Consider the following 16820-nt stretch of genomic DNA (forward strand, 5'->3'; position numbering starts at 1 on the left):
AAAATCATACGCATACCCATATTCTAATGAGTGTTTACACCACTGAGATTGCTTCGGATAAAATTCCTTCGGATAATGTGATCCATCAGCGACTATTGTCCGCCTACCATCAGGCCAAGCCTTATATCAAAGGAAACTTGCTGGAGTTAGGCTGTGGAGAAGGCCGTGGAGTAGAACTACTTGCACCACTGGCAAACTCCTACATTGGCATAGATAAAATCAAATCCGTCATTGACAACCTGGAACAAAAGTATTCTTATTATAAATTCCTAAGTGGCGTATTCCCACCCTTCCCTTTTGAAGACAACTCCTTTGATACCATCATCACCTTTCAGGTAATAGAGCACGTCAAGGATGACGAAGGTTTTATCAAGGAAATTCATCGTGTGCTTACGCCCGGAGGACGCGCGTTGATCACCACTCCTAATATTAAGATGACACTTTCAAGAAATCCGTGGCATGAACGGGAGTACACCGGCGATGAGCTGACTGCATTATGTAAAAAATACTTTGAAAAGGTGGAGATGAAGGGCATAGCAGGAAATGAAAAAGTGATGGAGTATCATGAGAGGAATCGTTTGTCGGTTCAGCGTCTCATGCGTTTTGACGTCTTCGATTTGCAACATAGACTTCCTGCAGGTTTGTTACGAATTCCCTATGACATCCTGAACCGAATGAACAGAAACAAACTAAAAGAGACAAGTGATGAACTGGTAAAATCCATCACTGTAAAAGACTTTAATTTACGAGATCAGGACGAACAAAACCTCGATTTATTCTGTTTAATTACTAAATAAAAGTTAAATCAAAATTTTATTCGGAAAATGAACGATAAATTAATAGACGAACTCAATCAACTACTCTCAGACTTTCATGTGTACTATCAAAATACGCGAGGTGCTCACTGGAACATAAAAGGTCCTCGGTTTTTTGAATTGCATGCAAAATTTGAGGAGTTATACACCGAGGCGTTGGAAAACATCGACGAAATCGCCGAGCGAATATTAACCATCGGAGGTCGTCCATATCATGCTCTGGAAACCTATTTAGAAAAGTCTAATATCCAGTCTGTGAAGGATGAGTCTAACGATGAAGCGCTAGTGAAAATGATTGTTAGCAATCTCACTACACTGGTTGCTCAGGAAAATAAAGTGAAAGAACTTGCCGTTGAAGCAGAAGACAATGAAACAGAGGACATGATGATTGGTCTTGTGAATGCACAAGAGAAAACCCAATGGATGTTCAATTCGTGGTTAGGTAAGTGAGAATTAATCAATTAAAATATTTGAAATACCTGCTGTCAGCTTTTTTGATAGCAGGTATTTTTATTTCAGCTCCGGCTCAGAATAAGAAAAAGCGACGAAAAATAGCATCGGTAATACAGACCGGACGTTCTTACATTGGCACCCCCTATAAGTGGGGCGGAATGTCCCGTTCGGGCATTGACTGTTCGGGTCTGATTCATAACTCCTACAAAACCATAGGTGTAGATCTACCAAGAACTGCAAAGGAACAATCGAAGACTGGTAATAAGCGAGGGTGGAATGGCATCCGGGAGGGAGATCTTGTTTATTTCAAGTTTAAAAAGAAGGGAAGCAAATGGTTTCACAGTGGTATGATCACCTATGTGGGGAATGATAAAATCCTTTTTGTCCATGCTTCCTCCTCCAGAGGGGTCATTGAGTCCAACCTTCTCAGTGACTACTACAAGAAGAATGTGAAGAATTTTCGGAGGGTGATTAGGTAGGATTTATTTATTTTCGCTCACACTTGGGGCATTAGCTTCCCGCAATAGCGGGACAGGCATTTCGCTAATACCCCATTATAATTTGGGGCATTAGCTCAGTTGGCTAGAGCGCTACACTGGCAGTGTAGAGGTCACCGGTTCGAATCCGGTATGCTCCACTTCTTTTTCAGCTATGAAAAAATCACTCACAATCCTTCTGCTATTGATTGCAGGGATCACAAGCGCACAGGAGAGCGTTGTTCTATCCAAAAATCAATTAAACATTAACATAGCACCTCTTTCTCTTTCATACGAAGGAAAGATTGATGATAATAAATCATTTACTGCAAGTGCCGGCATTGCCTATGCCTTTGAATTTGCCTCTGAACAGGGTGGGGGTACTGAAACGGCCTTTATCGTTGTACCATATTTTACCAGTTCGATAAGGAACTATTACCAAAGAAAAACGGTGAAAAAAAGTAATCTACAGAATAACTCAGGGAACTACATTGGTTTATTTACTTCCTATACCCTGGAGCCTTTTGGAGAGCCTGACAACCTAACAGAAGCAGTAGCATTTTTGGAAAACTCCAATGTATTTACCGTTGGTCCAGTTTGGGGAATACAGCGAAATTATGCCAGCGGCATCCACCTGGGGTTAAGTATTGGGCCAGGTTTCAAAACGGGAAAACATATTGATAATGGTTTTACGCTGGTTGGAGAATTTGAGTTCGGGTTTGTTCTAACCTCGAAATAATTTCTGAATTTCCTCAGGCACCCTTTTCAGTTTCTGTGACTCCCGCTCAATTAAACACCAGTTGGACTTCACCTCTACCAAGAGTTCTTCATCTTTATAAATCTTCACAACCCTGTCTGAAAAAGGTCCTCGGTAACCCTTTACATAGGTCTTCACGGTGACCTCATCCCCAAGGAATGCCTGTTTTTTATACTCCACATGATGGGTGCGTACCATCCAGAAATATTTCTCATTAATCTCTTCGGTAATTTCCGAAAGCCAGTGCTCCCGCGAAATATCCAACGCCCACTGCATGTACACCAGATTGTTGACATGGTTGTTGAAATCGAGATGGTCTTGGGTGACAGTTATTTTCTTTTCGAAGAATTTCATTCTTCAAATTTACCACTCCACAATGACCATCAGATTGGGTGCAAACCCGATTGCCTCTCTATCAACAAAACCATCTCTGCTTCTGTACACCCGATCTGTCAGGTTGTTCCGATTCAGTGCATTGATAATTGAGACCCCAAAGGTAGCACTCCACTTTCTTTGGTCTGTTTGCGGAATTTTATAAGAAGCTGATACATCCAGCGAATGCACACTTGGGTATCGATCCGGAACATCTATGAATGGATTGGGGGGTGGGGGTGTTCCAGGTGGGGGTGGAGGTGCGCCTGGTGGTGGCCCGGCTTTGAAGATTGACTCTGCATAAGCAATGTCCAGGGAGTATGCATTCAATCCTGATGCATGTCTCCAGGCAGCAGATAGTTTCCATCTGTTCTTCTTGAATGCCGCCCCGACATACCAAACATGCGGTTGAACATATTTTGATTCATAAGTGACCTGATCAGTAGTATCTATGGTGATTTTAGAATCATGATACGAGTAACCGGTCCAGATTGAAGTCGCTTCGGTTAGCTGCTTTTTCAAAAGAATGTCTACACCATAGGTCTCCTGATCCATGGTTTGGAAATCGTCATCAGGATTAAGTACACGATCTTCAAAGATGGTTATATCATTAGCCGTTTTATAAAAACCTTCTACATCAAAAATCCAGTCATTGACATTGACCACTCCACCAAACATCGTCTGGACTCCTCGAATGATAAATCCAGATTCATTATCTGCTAAAACCCACAATTCATTATCAAACCCTCCACTGGAATATTCAAGATTTTTCACCTGACTTAGGTACTGGTTGTACCAGCCATGTGATCCTTTCAGTGTTACCCAATCGGTTAAGTCATAGTTAATCAAAATCCTCGGTGATACGCTGAAATCATCTAATGCACTGTAGTAGGTACTCCTCACTCCAAGCTGGAAATACCACTTTTCCAATCCGTAATACTCATAGTTTGCATAAGGTGCAATTGTGTATGATGTAACGGATTTATATAAGGTGTAAAAAGAGGAATCACGAAGCATGTTTTGGTAATTGGTAGTTACATTTTGCCATTTGTAATCCAACCCAATCTGAAGGTTTGAATGGTCACTTCCTTTAGAAAATTCCTGAACCACATTTAAATCATCGATGCTATTATCCGAATGATAAGGCAGCATGTTTGGTGCCAGTGTATTTACAGTAAACTCAAAATCGTAATTAGAGTAAGTTGTATTTAATTCAGAACTCCAACCCTTACCCCAATTCGAATTCCATGAAAAATTTACACCGGTGTTTTCAAACCTGTTATCGTTTGATCTTGATAGCACACCCAAAGGTACAACTGGCCTAAAATTGATATCAGATACTGTGTGAATGGCAGATAGCCCCAGATTATGTTTCTTATTAATCTGATAGGATAATTTACCGTTGTAATCGTTAAAAGCCACCTGTATTCTATCTGTGAGCAATCCGCTTTGATCCACAAGGGAAGTGGCAGCAAAGACAGATTTTGATATTTCATTAAGTTTTGGTGACTTAAACGATCTTGGATAGGAATCTCGAATTCCCAACGTCCCGCTTAGTTTATCAGAAATCTTAAACTTACTATATCCCATGCCGAACAGCGTGTTGGCGCCCAGGCCATATTTCGTGGTTTGTCCGGCATCATCCGAATTTATTACAATTGCCCCACCAACACGGTCTCCAAAGCGCGGATGAAACCCACTGCGATAAACCTCCACATCATCAACTACCTTGGGGTTATATGGGGAAATAGTTCCATAATAGTGTCCGCGATGGTACACAGGGATGTTGTCAAACAGAATTAGTGTCTGATCCGTATCGCTTCCTCGGATGAAAATATTCCCTGCTCTGCTATCCGGATTAGTAATGCCTGGTAAAGCAGCGATGGATGCGAAAATATCTCCGTCTGTTTCTCCAGGCAACAAGGGCAGGTCGTTGATGTCTATTTGGATCTGCTGCTTAGATGGGAGCATGTTTATTCCTTTTGTCAAATAATCTTCCACCACCACCGTACCTAGTCTTCGGGTGGTAAGGCCCAACCGCACTTCCATCAATTTTAGATTGAACAGCTCCCTAACCTTCAGAGAAGCTGATTGATACCCTTGACTAAAAACGATGATGTTATCCTTTTTATCTGGCTTGTAGGAAAACTCCCAATGTCCATCTCTGAACGCGGTGGGAACCGGGGCATCATTGATAACTACCTGTACCCCGAAAGATTGATCAATTGCTGAACCATCTAAAGAATCCTTAACGACCAATTGATAGATGGTTTCTTTCACGCTAATGGTATAGTATTCGTCACTAATCTTTTCCACAACAAGAGGAAATCGACGCTCTACCTCCGCAACAAACGCTGATAGATCATTAGATGTAAAAAGTGATTCTTCTTCTATCAGGCTAAGCAACTCCGAATCATACGAAAAGGTAACATCAATTGCCTCTTCATAATCTGCTACAGCTTCAAAAAATGGTTTTGACTCAGTTTGAGCAAAAACTGACAGAGATGTCAGGATAGTCAAGCAGAAAAGTATGATGCGCATATGATTTAATTCGACGCGGTTAATATCACCTTTTTACCCTGCCTGCTGTATTCAATTTTAAAAGGTGAAAAAACAATTCTTAGAGCCACATCCAGATTGTCATTGGGTATGGTTCCGGTAAACCGTCTTGATGTATTTGCCTTGCCTTTTTCTATTGTGATTCCATAGAGTTTCTCCAGTGATTTTATGACTTGTGCCAATGGTGCATTTTCAAATTTGGTTTGATTTTGAAGCCACTCGGGTGCATTCCCTCGCACACGGACCTTACCCTCCCATTTTCCTTTAAAATAAAGGTGGCCTTCACCCCTGGAAATAATCACGGACTTACTCTTTCGCTTGGGTTTGGCCTCAACCTTTCCTTCATAGCAAATGACATTCATTCCTTCCTCAAAATCATCAACTTCGAATATTGTTCCGAGTACCTTGACCGTACCTGTGGAAGACTCTACACTAAAAGGAGCACCTTTTTCTACATCAAAAAGGGCCTTTCCTCTTAGTTTCAATTTTCTTCGGGCACTTCCGGATTTAAGCCTCTTTTCTTTCATAGCTACCACATTATCCCATTCCTTCTCATCCCACGAAATCTTTGAGTTTGGTGCAAGTGTAACCATAGACCCATCCGGTAACTCAATGGCTCTGACCTCCCCTACCTGAGAAGAATATGAAACCATACTATCACTCATGATGACCCAGAAATAAGAAATGATAGACAAAAGAAGAACTGCCGCCGCAGCATAGCTAAACCATGGACGCATAGTTCGTACTTTAGCTTTTGGCTGTGAGGTGATCTCTTTAGGGTCAAATAACTTGCGCGAGTGATCCGGAACCCATTGATCAACCTCCCCTACGATCTGGATATATTTCAAAGCTTCTTCACGCCCGATACTTTCAATGAGCTCATCATCGGTGATTTCGCCATTTAGCCATTTTGATAAGTTTTCGTCCATAGTTACAATATCTTGACCTTATAAAGAGGAAACATTAAAAAACCCTCCATCAGACTTTTAAATTGGAAAGTTCGTCCAGGTTTTCTTTCAAGGATTTCACTGCACCACTTATGTGTTTTTCCACCGTTTTAATAGAAATATCCATTATCTCTGCAATCTCCCTGTTTTTATATTTATCGATCCTGCTCATCAGAAAAACTACCCGCTGCTTTTCTGGCAAACCTGAAACGGCAGTCTCCAGTCGTCCTTTAAATTCCTTCTCCTCGTAAAGGAACTCCGGATTTTGTTCCATCTGATCTTCTGATCGATCCATTCGATATTCAAACTTTAGAACTACTTTTTGATGATCGTAATGATCCAGAAACAATCGGTTAGCGGTAGTATAAAGAAATCCCAGCGTTTTTTCGATTGCCACCTTGGCACAATTGTTCCATAGTCTTATAAAGGTTTCCTGGGTAAAATCCCTCGCTTTTTCCAGGTCCCCCAGTTTATAAAATAGAAAGTTTCTGATTTTTAGCTCATGACCGACATACTCCTGATGGAATACATCTTCCTCACATAATGATCGCTTCACTTTGGGTTGGTTTGAGTTGGTTTATCGACAAAAGTAATTGCATTCACATTTATTCAATGCATTAATCATTGCTCCACTTACTACTTAACTACACAGTAGGGTATTTCACTAACCTCTCGTCATCTATCTAAGCAACCAACAAAAAATGAAATCTGTATTTAGTATGATGCTTTGGCTACTACTTCATTTCGGATATAGCCATGACATCAAAATGGCCATTTTCGAGATTTACGAGGAACAATCCGAACTGAAGATGATTGTTTCCTTGGATAAAGAAGACTTTCTATCCACACTTTCACAAGAATTCGGGTCAGAAATCACATCGGAAAACCTTGAAGCACATGCGTTTGAATACCTGCAATGCAAAATCGCCATTCAGGTAAACGATGAGTGCACTTCATTCACAATTAACAAAATCAAATTAAACGATTTCAATATCCACCTGCAGGGCAGTCTAAACATTAGCGTATCTGAGGTAACCGAGATACGGATGACCAACACCTGCATGGTAGATCTAATTCCAGATCAGGACAATATCATGAAACTTAAACTCAACGATCGAATTAGGTCCTTTCGACTAAACAGCAAGAGAACATCAACAACAGCAATCTATTAATCATGAAAAATTATATAATCATAATTCTGACATTTGGGACATTTCTGTTTATCGGGTGTGGTGGAGATTCGGATGGTGATATCACTGACGAGTTTTCTGCTTCCGTGAGTGTCATGAGCTCTTCATCCACAGTAGCTGAGGATGTCGGTTCTGTTTCGTTCGCGATTACGTTGAGTGTTGCCAATACCTCCGGAGGAGACCTTACCATCCCTTTTTCACTATCCGGTACTGCTACAGAAAATAGCGACTTTTCCCTAAATGAATCCTCTGTGATCATTGGCGCTGATGAGACAACTGGAGATGCTACCATAACAATCGTAGATGATTCTGAAATTGAAAATGATGAGACGATCGTCCTTACATTGGGGAATCTTCCTTCATCCCTATCCCTAGGGTCAAACACCTCATTGACCCTTACGATTACCGACAATGACGAAGATGATGCTGAAGCCGAAATGAATATTTCATTTGGATCAGCATCAGGCAGCACCATTACAATTACTGACTGGACCGATACAGGTGCGGACAGTTATTTAGTTTTAATCAATAAAGAAAATTCATTTTCAGATATTTCAGCTGGTAGCAACACACTTGCCAGTACCACATACCTTGGCTATAGTGAGCAGGTCATTTACAATGGCAACAGTATTACCTCTGTAACGGCATCCTTATTACAATATAGCAGTGATTATTACTTCAAGGTGGTTCCTGTAACAGGGGGTTCTTTTGACAATTCATTTGACCCGGTTTCAAGCAGCACAGATGTTTGTGTGACAACCAGCACCACAGAGGGACAAGTTTGCTTTGAGATCACCACAGATTTAAGGATCATTTCTTCAAACCAATTGGCTAATCATGCAGTGGGCAATTTCCCTAATGCCGATCCTACAGCCATTGAAGTAACGAGGGAGCTGAACCTTTCTCCAAGCTATACCGGAAGCGCAATATATGTTTACGATGAGACTGGTCCACCAACACCATCCAACGACAATTTCTGGCAGTTTGGAATCGCTACCAATGGAGTTGAGTTTCACCCGATGGGGCTTAAGCCATGGGAAAACCCAGACACTGGTGAAGAGAATTGGGAGTGGCAAGCCAAGGTAACAGAAGAGGGTGAAACAGATCTGGATGCTTATGGGGCACATGTCACCTCTGCAGGAAATTATCATTATCACGGAGATATTGCCGGCCTGGCAGAAGTGGAAGATGGGTCGCGCCATTCATTGATCTATGGTTTTGCCGCAGATGGATTTCCCATATACTATAAGTATGGATATTCTGACTCTGATGATCCTACGAGCATAATTGTGGAATTACAATCAAGTTACCGAATAAAAAGTGGTGCCAGAACAGGCGTTGGAACAGCCGGTGAAGACTACCCGGATGGCAACCATGACGGAAGCTACATTCAGGATTATGAGTATGTGGAAGGTTTGGGTGATCTGGATGAGTGCAACGGACGAACTGGGGTAACGCCAGAATACCCCAACGGAACGTATTACTATGTCATCACCACTAACTTTCCGGTCACTCCAAACTGCTTTTTCGGTACCCCAGCAGAAGACTGGAAAATAGGTAAGTAAACTATCAAGATAATTCATAGTGGTAGTGAATTACTAAGGCGGAGCACCCTCTCGGGTGCATATAGAGCGGCTCAGCAATGGGTCGCTTTTTTACTTTCTTAGCTAAATTCACTTATGCAAAAAGAAGAGCTGCTCCAATCCACTTTCGGCAAGTACATTTCCATTAGTGAGGAAGCCTGTGAATTTCTTTTTCAAAAATTCAAGCCAAAGGAGTATGCTGCCAGGAAAATGATCGTAGAAAGTGGGGGATATGCGCGCTATTTCTATTTTGTGCTTTCCGGCGTACAGGCCATTTATCTGCTTAATGAAAAGGGTGAAAAAGTGATCTTCGGATTTTCATTCAAAGGCTCACCGTCCGGAGCATTTGACTCATTTATTCGTAACGAACCATCCAATTTTTTCTTAGAGGCGCTTACCCCTTCAAAGTTGATCGGGATCACCAAACCAGACTTTGATGAGCTTTTTCATCGCTTTCCTGAATTCTATCAGTGGCGTGCTCATTTTATGGAAGATATACTTTTGGGTCGAATCTCACGAGAGGCCGAGCTTTCTACCTATTCGGCAAAGAAGCGATTTGATGCATTTATAAAAAGGTGCCCTCCTGAGCTACTGGAAATTCCCCAGAAGTACCTTGCCAGCTATCTCAATATGACACCTGAGACTTTTAGCCGATTGCGAGCACTACGTGATTAATTGATCCAGATCAATTTTTATCTTGTCCAAATGGCAGAGTTTTGATTCGTCAAAAACAAAAACCAAATGGAAGCCAACTACGAAAAATTGCTGCAAGACTCTAACCGGATCAAAAACTACATTAAAGGAGACATTGCCAACCTGAACGAAAATATTCTTACCAAAAAAGAAAACCCTAAAAAATGGTCGGCGATCGAAGTAGTGGAACACCTCAACAAGGTATACGATGTTTACCTTGATAACTTCAGAAAAGCAATAGACGCTGCGGATGAACTCCCACAAAACGAGATGCCTCAGATGAGGCGTACTCTTTTAGGTAGGCTTTCCATTTATACGAACAGACCCAAGGGAAAAAAGCGTCGATTCAAAATGAAGACGTTTGATTTCTTTCGTCCGGCCGTGGCTCCAGAAGAATTGAACAAAACCATTGAAACTTACCTCCAGAACAAAGAGACATTTAATGATTTGATTAAAGACGCCAGAACAAAAAACCTGAAAAACGTAAAAGTCCCAACGGCTTTAGGTGAAAAAGTAAAGTTCTTTGTTCCAGAGTGTTTTGAGTTTCTTTTGGTGCATGAAGAACGACACATGATTCAGATTGCTGAAGCAATCGAATGACTATTCTTTAAGAAGACTATTAACAGCTTTCTGATTGACAATCATCATGTTATGTGACTGCACCGAAACCTAATTTGCTGTCGCAAAACAACATACGATCCCAATGAGCACAGAAAGTCCGGACCTGAAGATCGCTCAGGCAGCCACCCTCAGACCCATAGAAGAAATTGCTAAAAAGCTAAACCTGACCAATGGTGAAATAGAGCAATATGGGCGCTATAAAGCAAAAATTCCTCTCTCCTATATTCAGGAAGAGCGTGTCAGCAAGAATAAGATGATTCTGGTCACTGCTATAACCCCTACTCCTGCCGGAGAGGGGAAGACCACTGTTTCAGTGGGGCTAACTGATGGGCTCAATCGTATAGGAAAAAACGCTGTAGCCGTATTGCGAGAACCATCACTTGGACCTGTCTTTGGAATCAAGGGGGGTGCAACCGGAGGCGGCTACTCCCAGCTCATTCCTATGGAGGACATCAACCTCCATTTTAACGGAGATTTTGCTGCCATAGAAAAGGCAAACAACCTGCTTTCGGCACTGATCGATAATAACATTTACGGCAGATCAAGAAACCTGGGAATAGATCCCAGGACCGTCAAGTGGCGATGGGCCATGGATATGAACGATCGATCCCTCAGGCATGTCATCACAGGACTGGGCGGGAAAAAAGGTGGGTTCCTTCAGGAATCCGGGTTTAACATCACTGCTGCATCAGAGATCATGGCAATCTTATGCCTGGCAAAAGACCTGCCTGATCTAAAGGAACGGATGGGCAATATCTACGTGGGTGATACATTTAGTGGGGAGGCCATTTTTGCAAAAGACCTAAATGCCCATGGTGCCATGGCTGCATTGCTAAAAGATGCCGTCAAACCTAATCTGGTGCAGACGCTGGAAGGAAACCCAGCCATCATTCATGGGGGTCCATTTGCTAACATCGCCCAGGGCACCAACTCTCTCATTGGAACGAAAATGGGATTGTCATTATCTGAATATGTGGTGACAGAAGCTGGATTTGGGGCAGACCTTGGGGCGGAAAAGTTTTTTAACATAAAATGCCGTGCCGGAGGTATCAGTCCAAAGGCGGTAGTACTGGTTGCTACTGTAAGGGCGCTCAAATATCATGGTGGAGTTAAGAAAGAAGACTTACAAAAACCTAACATAGAAGCAGTAGAGGCCGGACTTGAGAATCTGGAAAAACACATTGAAAACATTAAGTCATTTGGGGTGCCTGTAGTAGTCGCCATCAATAGGTTTACTTCCGATACCGAGGGAGAAATGAAACGAATTGTGGACAGGTGCAAAGCACATGCTGTGGAGGTAGCCCAATCTGATGGATGGGCTAGTGGTGGTGCCGGAATGGAAACTTTAGCGGAAAAAGTCGTAGCAGCTGCTGAGACATGTCAGGGGGATTTTAAACCAACATATTCATTGGAATCCACTTTCAAAGAAAAAATAAAGTCTATTGCCGAGCGGATATACGGTGCAAACAAAATTGCCTATAGCCCAAGTGCAAATGCAATTTTAAGGCGGGCAGAAGCATTAGGATTTTCTCACTTTCCGGTATGTATGGCAAAAACACAAAACTCATTTTCCGATGATGCCGCTTCATATGGGCGACCTACAAACTTTACCTTGAATGTAAGAGAAGTGGAGATTGCGGCTGGTGCTGGTTTTATTATTCCAATAACCGGAAAAATGCTAAGAATGCCTGGACTTCCAGTAATTCCGGCAGCTGAAAATATTGATATTGACGAGAAAGGAAATATTAGCGGACTGTTCTGAATAGCCTTCCCTAGCAAGATGATTGCCTATTGTCTTAGTATTGTATAACATTATGTTATGATTACGAGCAAGGTATCTTGTTTCATTGCTGTGGTGTTAGCATCGCTTGCTGCTTCGGCTCAAAATGGTTCAGCAAATTATCATCAGGTTTCCATTGTGGCCAGCTCGATCACTATCCATGGCCAGACGAATATCAATAAGTTTAGCTGTAGCATGGACCAGCCATCTTTGAATGATTCCATTGTGGTCAAAAACATCTGGCTAAACAAAAAACTGGAATTCGAAGGGCTAATATTGAAATACCGCGTGGATCAATTCGAATGCGGTATATCCGCTATGAATAGGGACTTTCAGGAACTACTAAAAGCAGATGATGAACCCTACCTATACCTGGAGCTAAAATCCATTACTCTTCACCCCCACAATGATGCCTTTGAACAGTTGGATGTAGATGCCGAAGTGGAAGTACTGTTAGCCGGAGTGAGAAAAAAAATCAAGATCGAAGGTGGGAAGGTGATTAATCATTCTTCAGCTCACATGACACTAGTGGGAGACAAAGACTTGCTAATGACCGATTTCTATATTGAACCCCCAACAAAGATGTTTGGAATGATCAAAGTGACAAATGACATCTCCATTGCATTCGAAATCGGTATGCGAGTTTCTTCCATATAAAAAAAGCCGCTCAAAAGAGCGGCTCTCATCCATTAAGTATGAGTCAGTCTAGAATTGAATCACTGCTTCGATTACAACTCCGTCAAACTCAGCTCCCTGAAGTTTCGTTCCTGTAAATCCATCACCATCATATTTGCTGGTCACATATTCACCTTTCATCATCACATTTCTCGTCATAAACCAGCCAAAACCGAGGTTTGTTCTTTTGATATCCTGAGTGGCAGCACCATCGGCAGCCTCTCCGCTAACAGAGTTGTATCTACCTCCCAGGAATACTCGCTCGCTCTCTCCGAATCTGTATAGCAACTCAGCACCAATTTGGCTGTAGCTACCCCCTGCATCATCACCATTGCTTGTATTTTCATACACTCCGAAGAATTCCAGTCCGTTGAATTTCACAAATGGGTTGATCATAATAGCTGTGTGTGAAGAGAAGCCAGGATTCCATCTTGGTTCAAAGTCACTTGGCCCTCTGCCAATATTGCCATCAGATACAGTATGTAAAACACTGTAGTATCTCGCTCCAGCCCGGTCACCTCCGTATAGATAATCTCTGGTACTTCCATCACTACTGTTATAGAAAGATCCGGTAATTCTCAATCTCAGGTCATCATTCATTTGCTTATCGTATCCAAGCTTCCCGTAGAATACTCTTCCATCGTCACCTGGAACCGGTTCCTGATTTAGTCGTCCATTGCTCATACCAAGCACACCGATAAAGCCATTGGATTGGTAAGTAAATTCCATAAATGGTTCAGTTGTAAAGGCATCCATGATATAGTTTCCAACAAATGGATTGAAAAGAGCTCTGGCATTATCTGATCTTCTAAAGTGCGTATCGCCGTAGTTGATCTCATCCATACCCACACGAATGGTCATTTTGTCCATTAGACCACTCATGAACCCCGGACTTACAAAGTCTAGTTTATCAATTTGTAAGTATCCACCTTTCACGTAAGCCTCCGGATGGTGACGAGAAGACAAATAAGTTCTTAAGTGCATTCTCAATCCATCCTCTAACTGAACATCAAAGTTCAAGTTTGCAGTAGGTAATGTCATGTTGTTATCCAGATCCACAAAATCCAATGGCACTGTATTCCCGCCATTATCTGTGCCTGTTAGTCCACTGTCATTAGACTGAGAGATTCCCTGGAATTGCATAGCAAAACCACCTCCTACACGGACTCTAAATCCGTCATACTTTACTGTGTCTTCTTTACTTGTTTCGAAGACATTCCAGCCTCTCAAATCATTGTACCTGTAGTACTGAATTGAAGGCAATTGGGCATATACTGCTATCGTACCGAAAAGCATGAATGCCACTAGTACATGTTTGAAAAATGAGTTTGTCATAGTTTCAGGTTGTTTTAATGAATAAATTAATTCGTTATTGAAATGTCATAGTTAATGGTGATCTCATCTCCTGTTTTCAGCGTGCCGAACATGGCCGTAGGAGGTGAAATATTGAAGTCTGTCATCTTCAGCGAAACCGATCCTGTCAATTGCATCTCGGATCCCATATTTTTTAGAATTTTGGCGTCCAAATCAATAGCTCGTGACTCTCCACCGATCTCAAGCGTCCCTTTCCCGATAACCTTTTCACCCTTGATGCTTAATGTTTTGGCAGAGAATAAAATCGTTGGATAATCATCTGCTTTTACCGCATCATAGGCTTTACCATCCATGATCGATTTGCCGCTTTTCATTGATTTAGCAACTACCGCTACTTTAAGGTTCTGCACCTCATTATCCACAATCGATCCGCTAACATCAAAGTCTTCAACAGACATCTTCCAGTCATGCAGGGAGGAAGTGCCTGCGATAATCATAGAACTCTTCTCAGCATTCAGGTTAATTTGCCCAAAACTGAAAAAGCCAGTTAAAGCCGCAAGTATCAATAAGTATTTCATCACTTGATTATTTTGATTTTCAAGCGCTAAATTAGAGGGCGTGGAATGCGGGTATTATGACCGACCTCAATTGAATAGATGACCTTTCGCAACGCTTTATATGACTTTAATAAGGAGAAAAGATGACATTTGACAGGTACTATTTTAAAGCTTTATTGAGCTCATTTAGTAGCAGAATATTGCTATGATGGGAGGAGGATCAGGGATGATGGACTTTATGGTAAAGTCCTTTAGAAACAACCGGGGACTCTTGAAGAATGGTAAAAAGTCACTCAAAAAAATTTACCAGGAGAATAATTATTTCTATGTCAAGAAGAAAGTATTTGAAAAGACGAAAACATTTGACCTTGAAAAGAAGCGTTTATTTCTAGCTAGATTTCATGCAAAACAAAGAAAGGTCCGCACTAGGCAGACCTTTCTGTTCATTATTGTTTTCACCCTATTCGGGTTGCTATTTTACCAGCTCTATTAAAGCTCAAATTTAATCCCCTGTGCCAATGGCAGCTCAGTGGAATAGTTTATGGTGTTTGTCTGACGTCTCATATAAGCCTTCCATGCATCTGAACCGGACTCTCGCCCTCCTCCGGTTTCCTTTTCACCACCGAAAGCTCCACCAATCTCAGCTCCAGACGTTCCAATATTTACATTTGCGATACCGCAATCAGAACCTGCGTGTGAAAGGAAGAGCTCAGACTCTCTGATATTGGTGGTCATAATAGCCGAAGACAATCCCTGAGGCACTGCATTTTGCATTTCAATTGCCTCCTCAATCGTAGAGTATTTAATCACATAAAGTATCGGTGCGAATGTTTCATTGCAAACGATCTCATAATCATTCTCTACTTCAAAAATGGCAGGCTTCACGTAGCAGCCGGACTCGTATCCCTCACCCGAAAGCACCTCTCCATCAATCACAGTCTTTCCTCCTTCAGCTTTCACTTTCTCTATAGCTGATTGGTACATCTTCACCGCATCAGTATCGATCAATGGTCCTACATGGTTGTTTTCATCCAATGGATCCCCGATTCTTAATTGACTGTATGCATTCTTCAATTTCTCTTTCACTTCTTCATAAACACTCTCGTGTATTATCAATCTTCGGGTGGAAGTACATCTTTGTCCTGCAGTACCTACGGCACCAAACACCGCTCCCGGGACCACCAGATTCAAATCAGCATGCTCCGAGATGATAATCGCATTGTTTCCTCCAAGCTCAAGGATGTGTTTACCCAGCCTTGCTCCAACCACCTCTCCGACTGCTTTACCCATTCGGGTAGATCCAGTAGCAGAAATCAATGGCACTCTTGTGTCTGCCGCAAGCTTTTTACCAATCTCAGCATCACCAATCACCAGACCACATACCCCTGGGTGGATGTTGTTCTTTTCAAATACTCTTTGTGCAATTTTTTGACATGCGATTGCTGAAATTGGAGCCTTCTCCGATGGCTTCCATACGCAGACATCACCGCATACCCAGGCAATCGCAGCATTCCAGGACCACACTGCAACCGGGAAATTGAAGGCAGAAATGATTCCTACCACGCCAAGCGGATGCCACTGCTCGTACATTCGATGAGAAGGACGCTCAGAGTGCATGGTCAGCCCATAGAGCTGCCGGGACAATCCTACTGCAAAGTCACAGATATCAATCATCTCCTGTACTTCACCGAGTCCTTCCTGAAGGGATTTTCCCATCTCATAAGAAACCAGTGAGCCCAGCTCTTGCTTGTATTCCCGAAGTTCATTTCCAAGCTGACGCACAATTTCACCTCTTTGTGGTGCCGGGAGCAAGCGCCAATCTTTAAAGGCTTCCTCTGCTTCTTTAATTACCTGATCGTACGCTTTTTCATCGGCAAGATCTACGTTAGCAATCACTTTTCCGTCTACTGGAGAGTAAGAGGCCAGCTTTTTACCTGAAGTACTCAGCCACTTATTTCCAATGGCTGCTCCTTTATTATCTGTTTCTACCTCGAGCTTTCTTAAAATACTCTGAATATCCTGGGACAT

At 42.1% G+C, this 16820-nt stretch carries 17 protein-coding genes and 1 tRNA gene; 11 read left to right on the plus strand and 7 right to left on the minus strand.

The window, feature by feature from the left end; all coding sequences use genetic code 11:
• Window positions 1–26: 26 nt before the first annotated feature.
• The 5 genes from ACP14Y_RS07380 (at window position 27) to ACP14Y_RS07400 (ending at window position 2483) form a co-directional block, all read left to right on the plus strand.
• Window positions 27–797, plus strand: a complete 771-nt coding sequence (locus tag ACP14Y_RS07380; protein ID WP_424962317.1) for a class I SAM-dependent methyltransferase — start codon at window positions 27–29, stop codon at window positions 795–797.
• Window positions 798–824: 27 nt separating this feature from the next.
• Window positions 825–1265 carry a Dps family protein gene (locus ACP14Y_RS07385; RefSeq protein WP_424962318.1) on the plus strand — a complete coding sequence of 147 codons (441 nt, stop codon included), beginning with the start codon at window positions 825–827 and terminating at the stop codon, window positions 1263–1265.
• Window positions 1266–1285: 20 nt separating this feature from the next.
• Window positions 1286–1747: a C40 family peptidase gene (locus ACP14Y_RS07390; protein ID WP_424962319.1), complete on the plus strand. Its 462-nt coding sequence runs from the start codon at window positions 1286–1288 to the stop codon at window positions 1745–1747.
• Window positions 1748–1831: 84 nt separating this feature from the next.
• A tRNA-Ala gene (locus ACP14Y_RS07395) sits at window positions 1832–1905 on the plus strand.
• Between the two features lie 14 nt (window positions 1906–1919).
• Window positions 1920–2483, plus strand: a complete 564-nt coding sequence (locus ACP14Y_RS07400) for a hypothetical protein (RefSeq protein WP_424962320.1) — start codon at window positions 1920–1922, stop codon at window positions 2481–2483.
• Here ACP14Y_RS07400 and ACP14Y_RS07405 read toward each other — a convergent pair.
• The 4 genes from ACP14Y_RS07405 to ACP14Y_RS07420 are packed head-to-tail and all read right to left on the minus strand — an operon-like array spanning window position 2469 to window position 6935.
• On the minus strand, window positions 2469–2855 hold the full coding sequence (locus ACP14Y_RS07405; RefSeq protein WP_424962321.1) for an acyl-CoA thioesterase: 387 nt from the start codon (window positions 2853–2855) through the stop codon (window positions 2469–2471). The two genes, ACP14Y_RS07400 and ACP14Y_RS07405, sit on opposite strands and share 15 nt — an antisense overlap.
• Before the next feature lie 9 nt (window positions 2856–2864).
• On the minus strand, window positions 2865–5414 hold the full coding sequence (locus ACP14Y_RS07410) for a TonB-dependent receptor plug domain-containing protein (protein ID WP_424962322.1): 2550 nt from the start codon (window positions 5412–5414) through the stop codon (window positions 2865–2867).
• A 5-nt stretch (window positions 5415–5419) separates the two neighbouring features.
• Window positions 5420–6361: a FecR family protein gene (locus ACP14Y_RS07415; RefSeq protein WP_424962323.1), complete on the minus strand. Its 942-nt coding sequence runs from the start codon at window positions 6359–6361 to the stop codon at window positions 5420–5422.
• 49 nt (window positions 6362–6410) lie between these two features.
• Window positions 6411–6935 carry an RNA polymerase sigma factor gene (locus ACP14Y_RS07420; protein ID WP_424962324.1) on the minus strand — a complete coding sequence of 175 codons (525 nt, stop codon included), beginning with the start codon at window positions 6933–6935 and terminating at the stop codon, window positions 6411–6413.
• 145 nt (window positions 6936–7080) lie between these two features.
• On the opposite strand from ACP14Y_RS07420, the gene ACP14Y_RS07425 reads away from it, so the two are divergent.
• The 6 genes from ACP14Y_RS07425 (at window position 7081) to ACP14Y_RS07450 (ending at window position 12903) form a co-directional block, all read left to right on the plus strand.
• The gene (locus ACP14Y_RS07425) at window positions 7081–7551 is read left to right on the plus strand and encodes a DUF6702 family protein (RefSeq protein ID WP_424962325.1); all 471 of its coding nucleotides are present in this window, start codon (window positions 7081–7083) and stop codon (window positions 7549–7551) included.
• A gap of 2 nt (window positions 7552–7553) precedes the next feature.
• The gene (locus ACP14Y_RS07430; RefSeq protein ID WP_424962326.1) at window positions 7554–9134 is read left to right on the plus strand and encodes a YHYH protein; all 1581 of its coding nucleotides are present in this window, start codon (window positions 7554–7556) and stop codon (window positions 9132–9134) included.
• A 114-nt stretch (window positions 9135–9248) separates the two neighbouring features.
• The gene (locus ACP14Y_RS07435) at window positions 9249–9827 is read left to right on the plus strand and encodes a Crp/Fnr family transcriptional regulator (RefSeq protein WP_424962327.1); all 579 of its coding nucleotides are present in this window, start codon (window positions 9249–9251) and stop codon (window positions 9825–9827) included.
• Between the two features lie 66 nt (window positions 9828–9893).
• Window positions 9894–10445 (plus strand): DinB family protein, encoded by a 552-nt coding sequence (locus ACP14Y_RS07440; protein WP_424962328.1) that lies wholly within the window; start codon window positions 9894–9896, stop codon window positions 10443–10445.
• A 103-nt stretch (window positions 10446–10548) separates the two neighbouring features.
• Window positions 10549–12228 (plus strand): formate--tetrahydrofolate ligase, encoded by a 1680-nt coding sequence (locus ACP14Y_RS07445; protein WP_424962329.1) that lies wholly within the window; start codon window positions 10549–10551, stop codon window positions 12226–12228.
• Between the two features lie 57 nt (window positions 12229–12285).
• Window positions 12286–12903: a hypothetical protein gene (locus ACP14Y_RS07450; RefSeq protein WP_424962330.1), complete on the plus strand. Its 618-nt coding sequence runs from the start codon at window positions 12286–12288 to the stop codon at window positions 12901–12903.
• 48 nt (window positions 12904–12951) lie between these two features.
• Here ACP14Y_RS07450 and ACP14Y_RS07455 read toward each other — a convergent pair whose 3' ends face one another.
• The 3 genes from ACP14Y_RS07455 to ACP14Y_RS07465 form a co-directional block, all read right to left on the minus strand.
• Window positions 12952–14256, minus strand: a complete 1305-nt coding sequence (locus ACP14Y_RS07455; RefSeq protein ID WP_424962331.1) for a hypothetical protein — start codon at window positions 14254–14256, stop codon at window positions 12952–12954.
• A 26-nt stretch (window positions 14257–14282) separates the two neighbouring features.
• Window positions 14283–14813: a YceI family protein gene (locus ACP14Y_RS07460; RefSeq protein WP_424962332.1), complete on the minus strand. Its 531-nt coding sequence runs from the start codon at window positions 14811–14813 to the stop codon at window positions 14283–14285.
• A 468-nt stretch (window positions 14814–15281) separates the two neighbouring features.
• Window positions 15282–16820, minus strand: a complete 1539-nt coding sequence (locus ACP14Y_RS07465; RefSeq protein ID WP_424962333.1) for an aldehyde dehydrogenase family protein — start codon at window positions 16818–16820, stop codon at window positions 15282–15284.

Source organism: Ekhidna sp. (genome assembly GCF_965247405.1).
Classification (GTDB): domain Bacteria; phylum Bacteroidota; class Bacteroidia; order Cytophagales; family Cyclobacteriaceae; genus Ekhidna.

Coding starts and splice junctions, on each gene's coding strand:
- ACP14Y_RS07380 (WP_424962317.1), top strand. CDS start 27: ATGAGTGTTTACACCACTGAGATTGCTTCGGATAAAATTCCTTCGGAT.
- ACP14Y_RS07385 (WP_424962318.1), top strand. CDS start 825: ATGAACGATAAATTAATAGACGAACTCAATCAACTACTCTCAGACTTT.
- ACP14Y_RS07400 (WP_424962320.1), top strand. CDS start 1,920: ATGAAAAAATCACTCACAATCCTTCTGCTATTGATTGCAGGGATCACA.
- ACP14Y_RS07405 (WP_424962321.1), bottom strand. CDS start 2,855: ATGAAATTCTTCGAAAAGAAAATAACTGTCACCCAAGACCATCTCGAT.
- ACP14Y_RS07410 (WP_424962322.1), bottom strand. CDS start 5,414: ATGCGCATCATACTTTTCTGCTTGACTATCCTGACATCTCTGTCAGTT.
- ACP14Y_RS07415 (WP_424962323.1), bottom strand. CDS start 6,361: ATGGACGAAAACTTATCAAAATGGCTAAATGGCGAAATCACCGATGAT.
- ACP14Y_RS07425 (WP_424962325.1), top strand. CDS start 7,081: ATGAAATCTGTATTTAGTATGATGCTTTGGCTACTACTTCATTTCGGA.
- ACP14Y_RS07430 (WP_424962326.1), top strand. CDS start 7,554: ATGAAAAATTATATAATCATAATTCTGACATTTGGGACATTTCTGTTT.
- ACP14Y_RS07435 (WP_424962327.1), top strand. CDS start 9,249: ATGCAAAAAGAAGAGCTGCTCCAATCCACTTTCGGCAAGTACATTTCC.
- ACP14Y_RS07440 (WP_424962328.1), top strand. CDS start 9,894: ATGGAAGCCAACTACGAAAAATTGCTGCAAGACTCTAACCGGATCAAA.
- ACP14Y_RS07445 (WP_424962329.1), top strand. CDS start 10,549: ATGAGCACAGAAAGTCCGGACCTGAAGATCGCTCAGGCAGCCACCCTC.
- ACP14Y_RS07450 (WP_424962330.1), top strand. CDS start 12,286: ATGATTACGAGCAAGGTATCTTGTTTCATTGCTGTGGTGTTAGCATCG.
- ACP14Y_RS07455 (WP_424962331.1), bottom strand. CDS start 14,256: ATGACAAACTCATTTTTCAAACATGTACTAGTGGCATTCATGCTTTTC.
- ACP14Y_RS07460 (WP_424962332.1), bottom strand. CDS start 14,813: ATGAAATACTTATTGATACTTGCGGCTTTAACTGGCTTTTTCAGTTTT.
- ACP14Y_RS07465 (WP_424962333.1), bottom strand. CDS start 16,820: ATGTCCCAGGATATTCAGAGTATTTTAAGAAAGCTCGAGGTAGAAACA.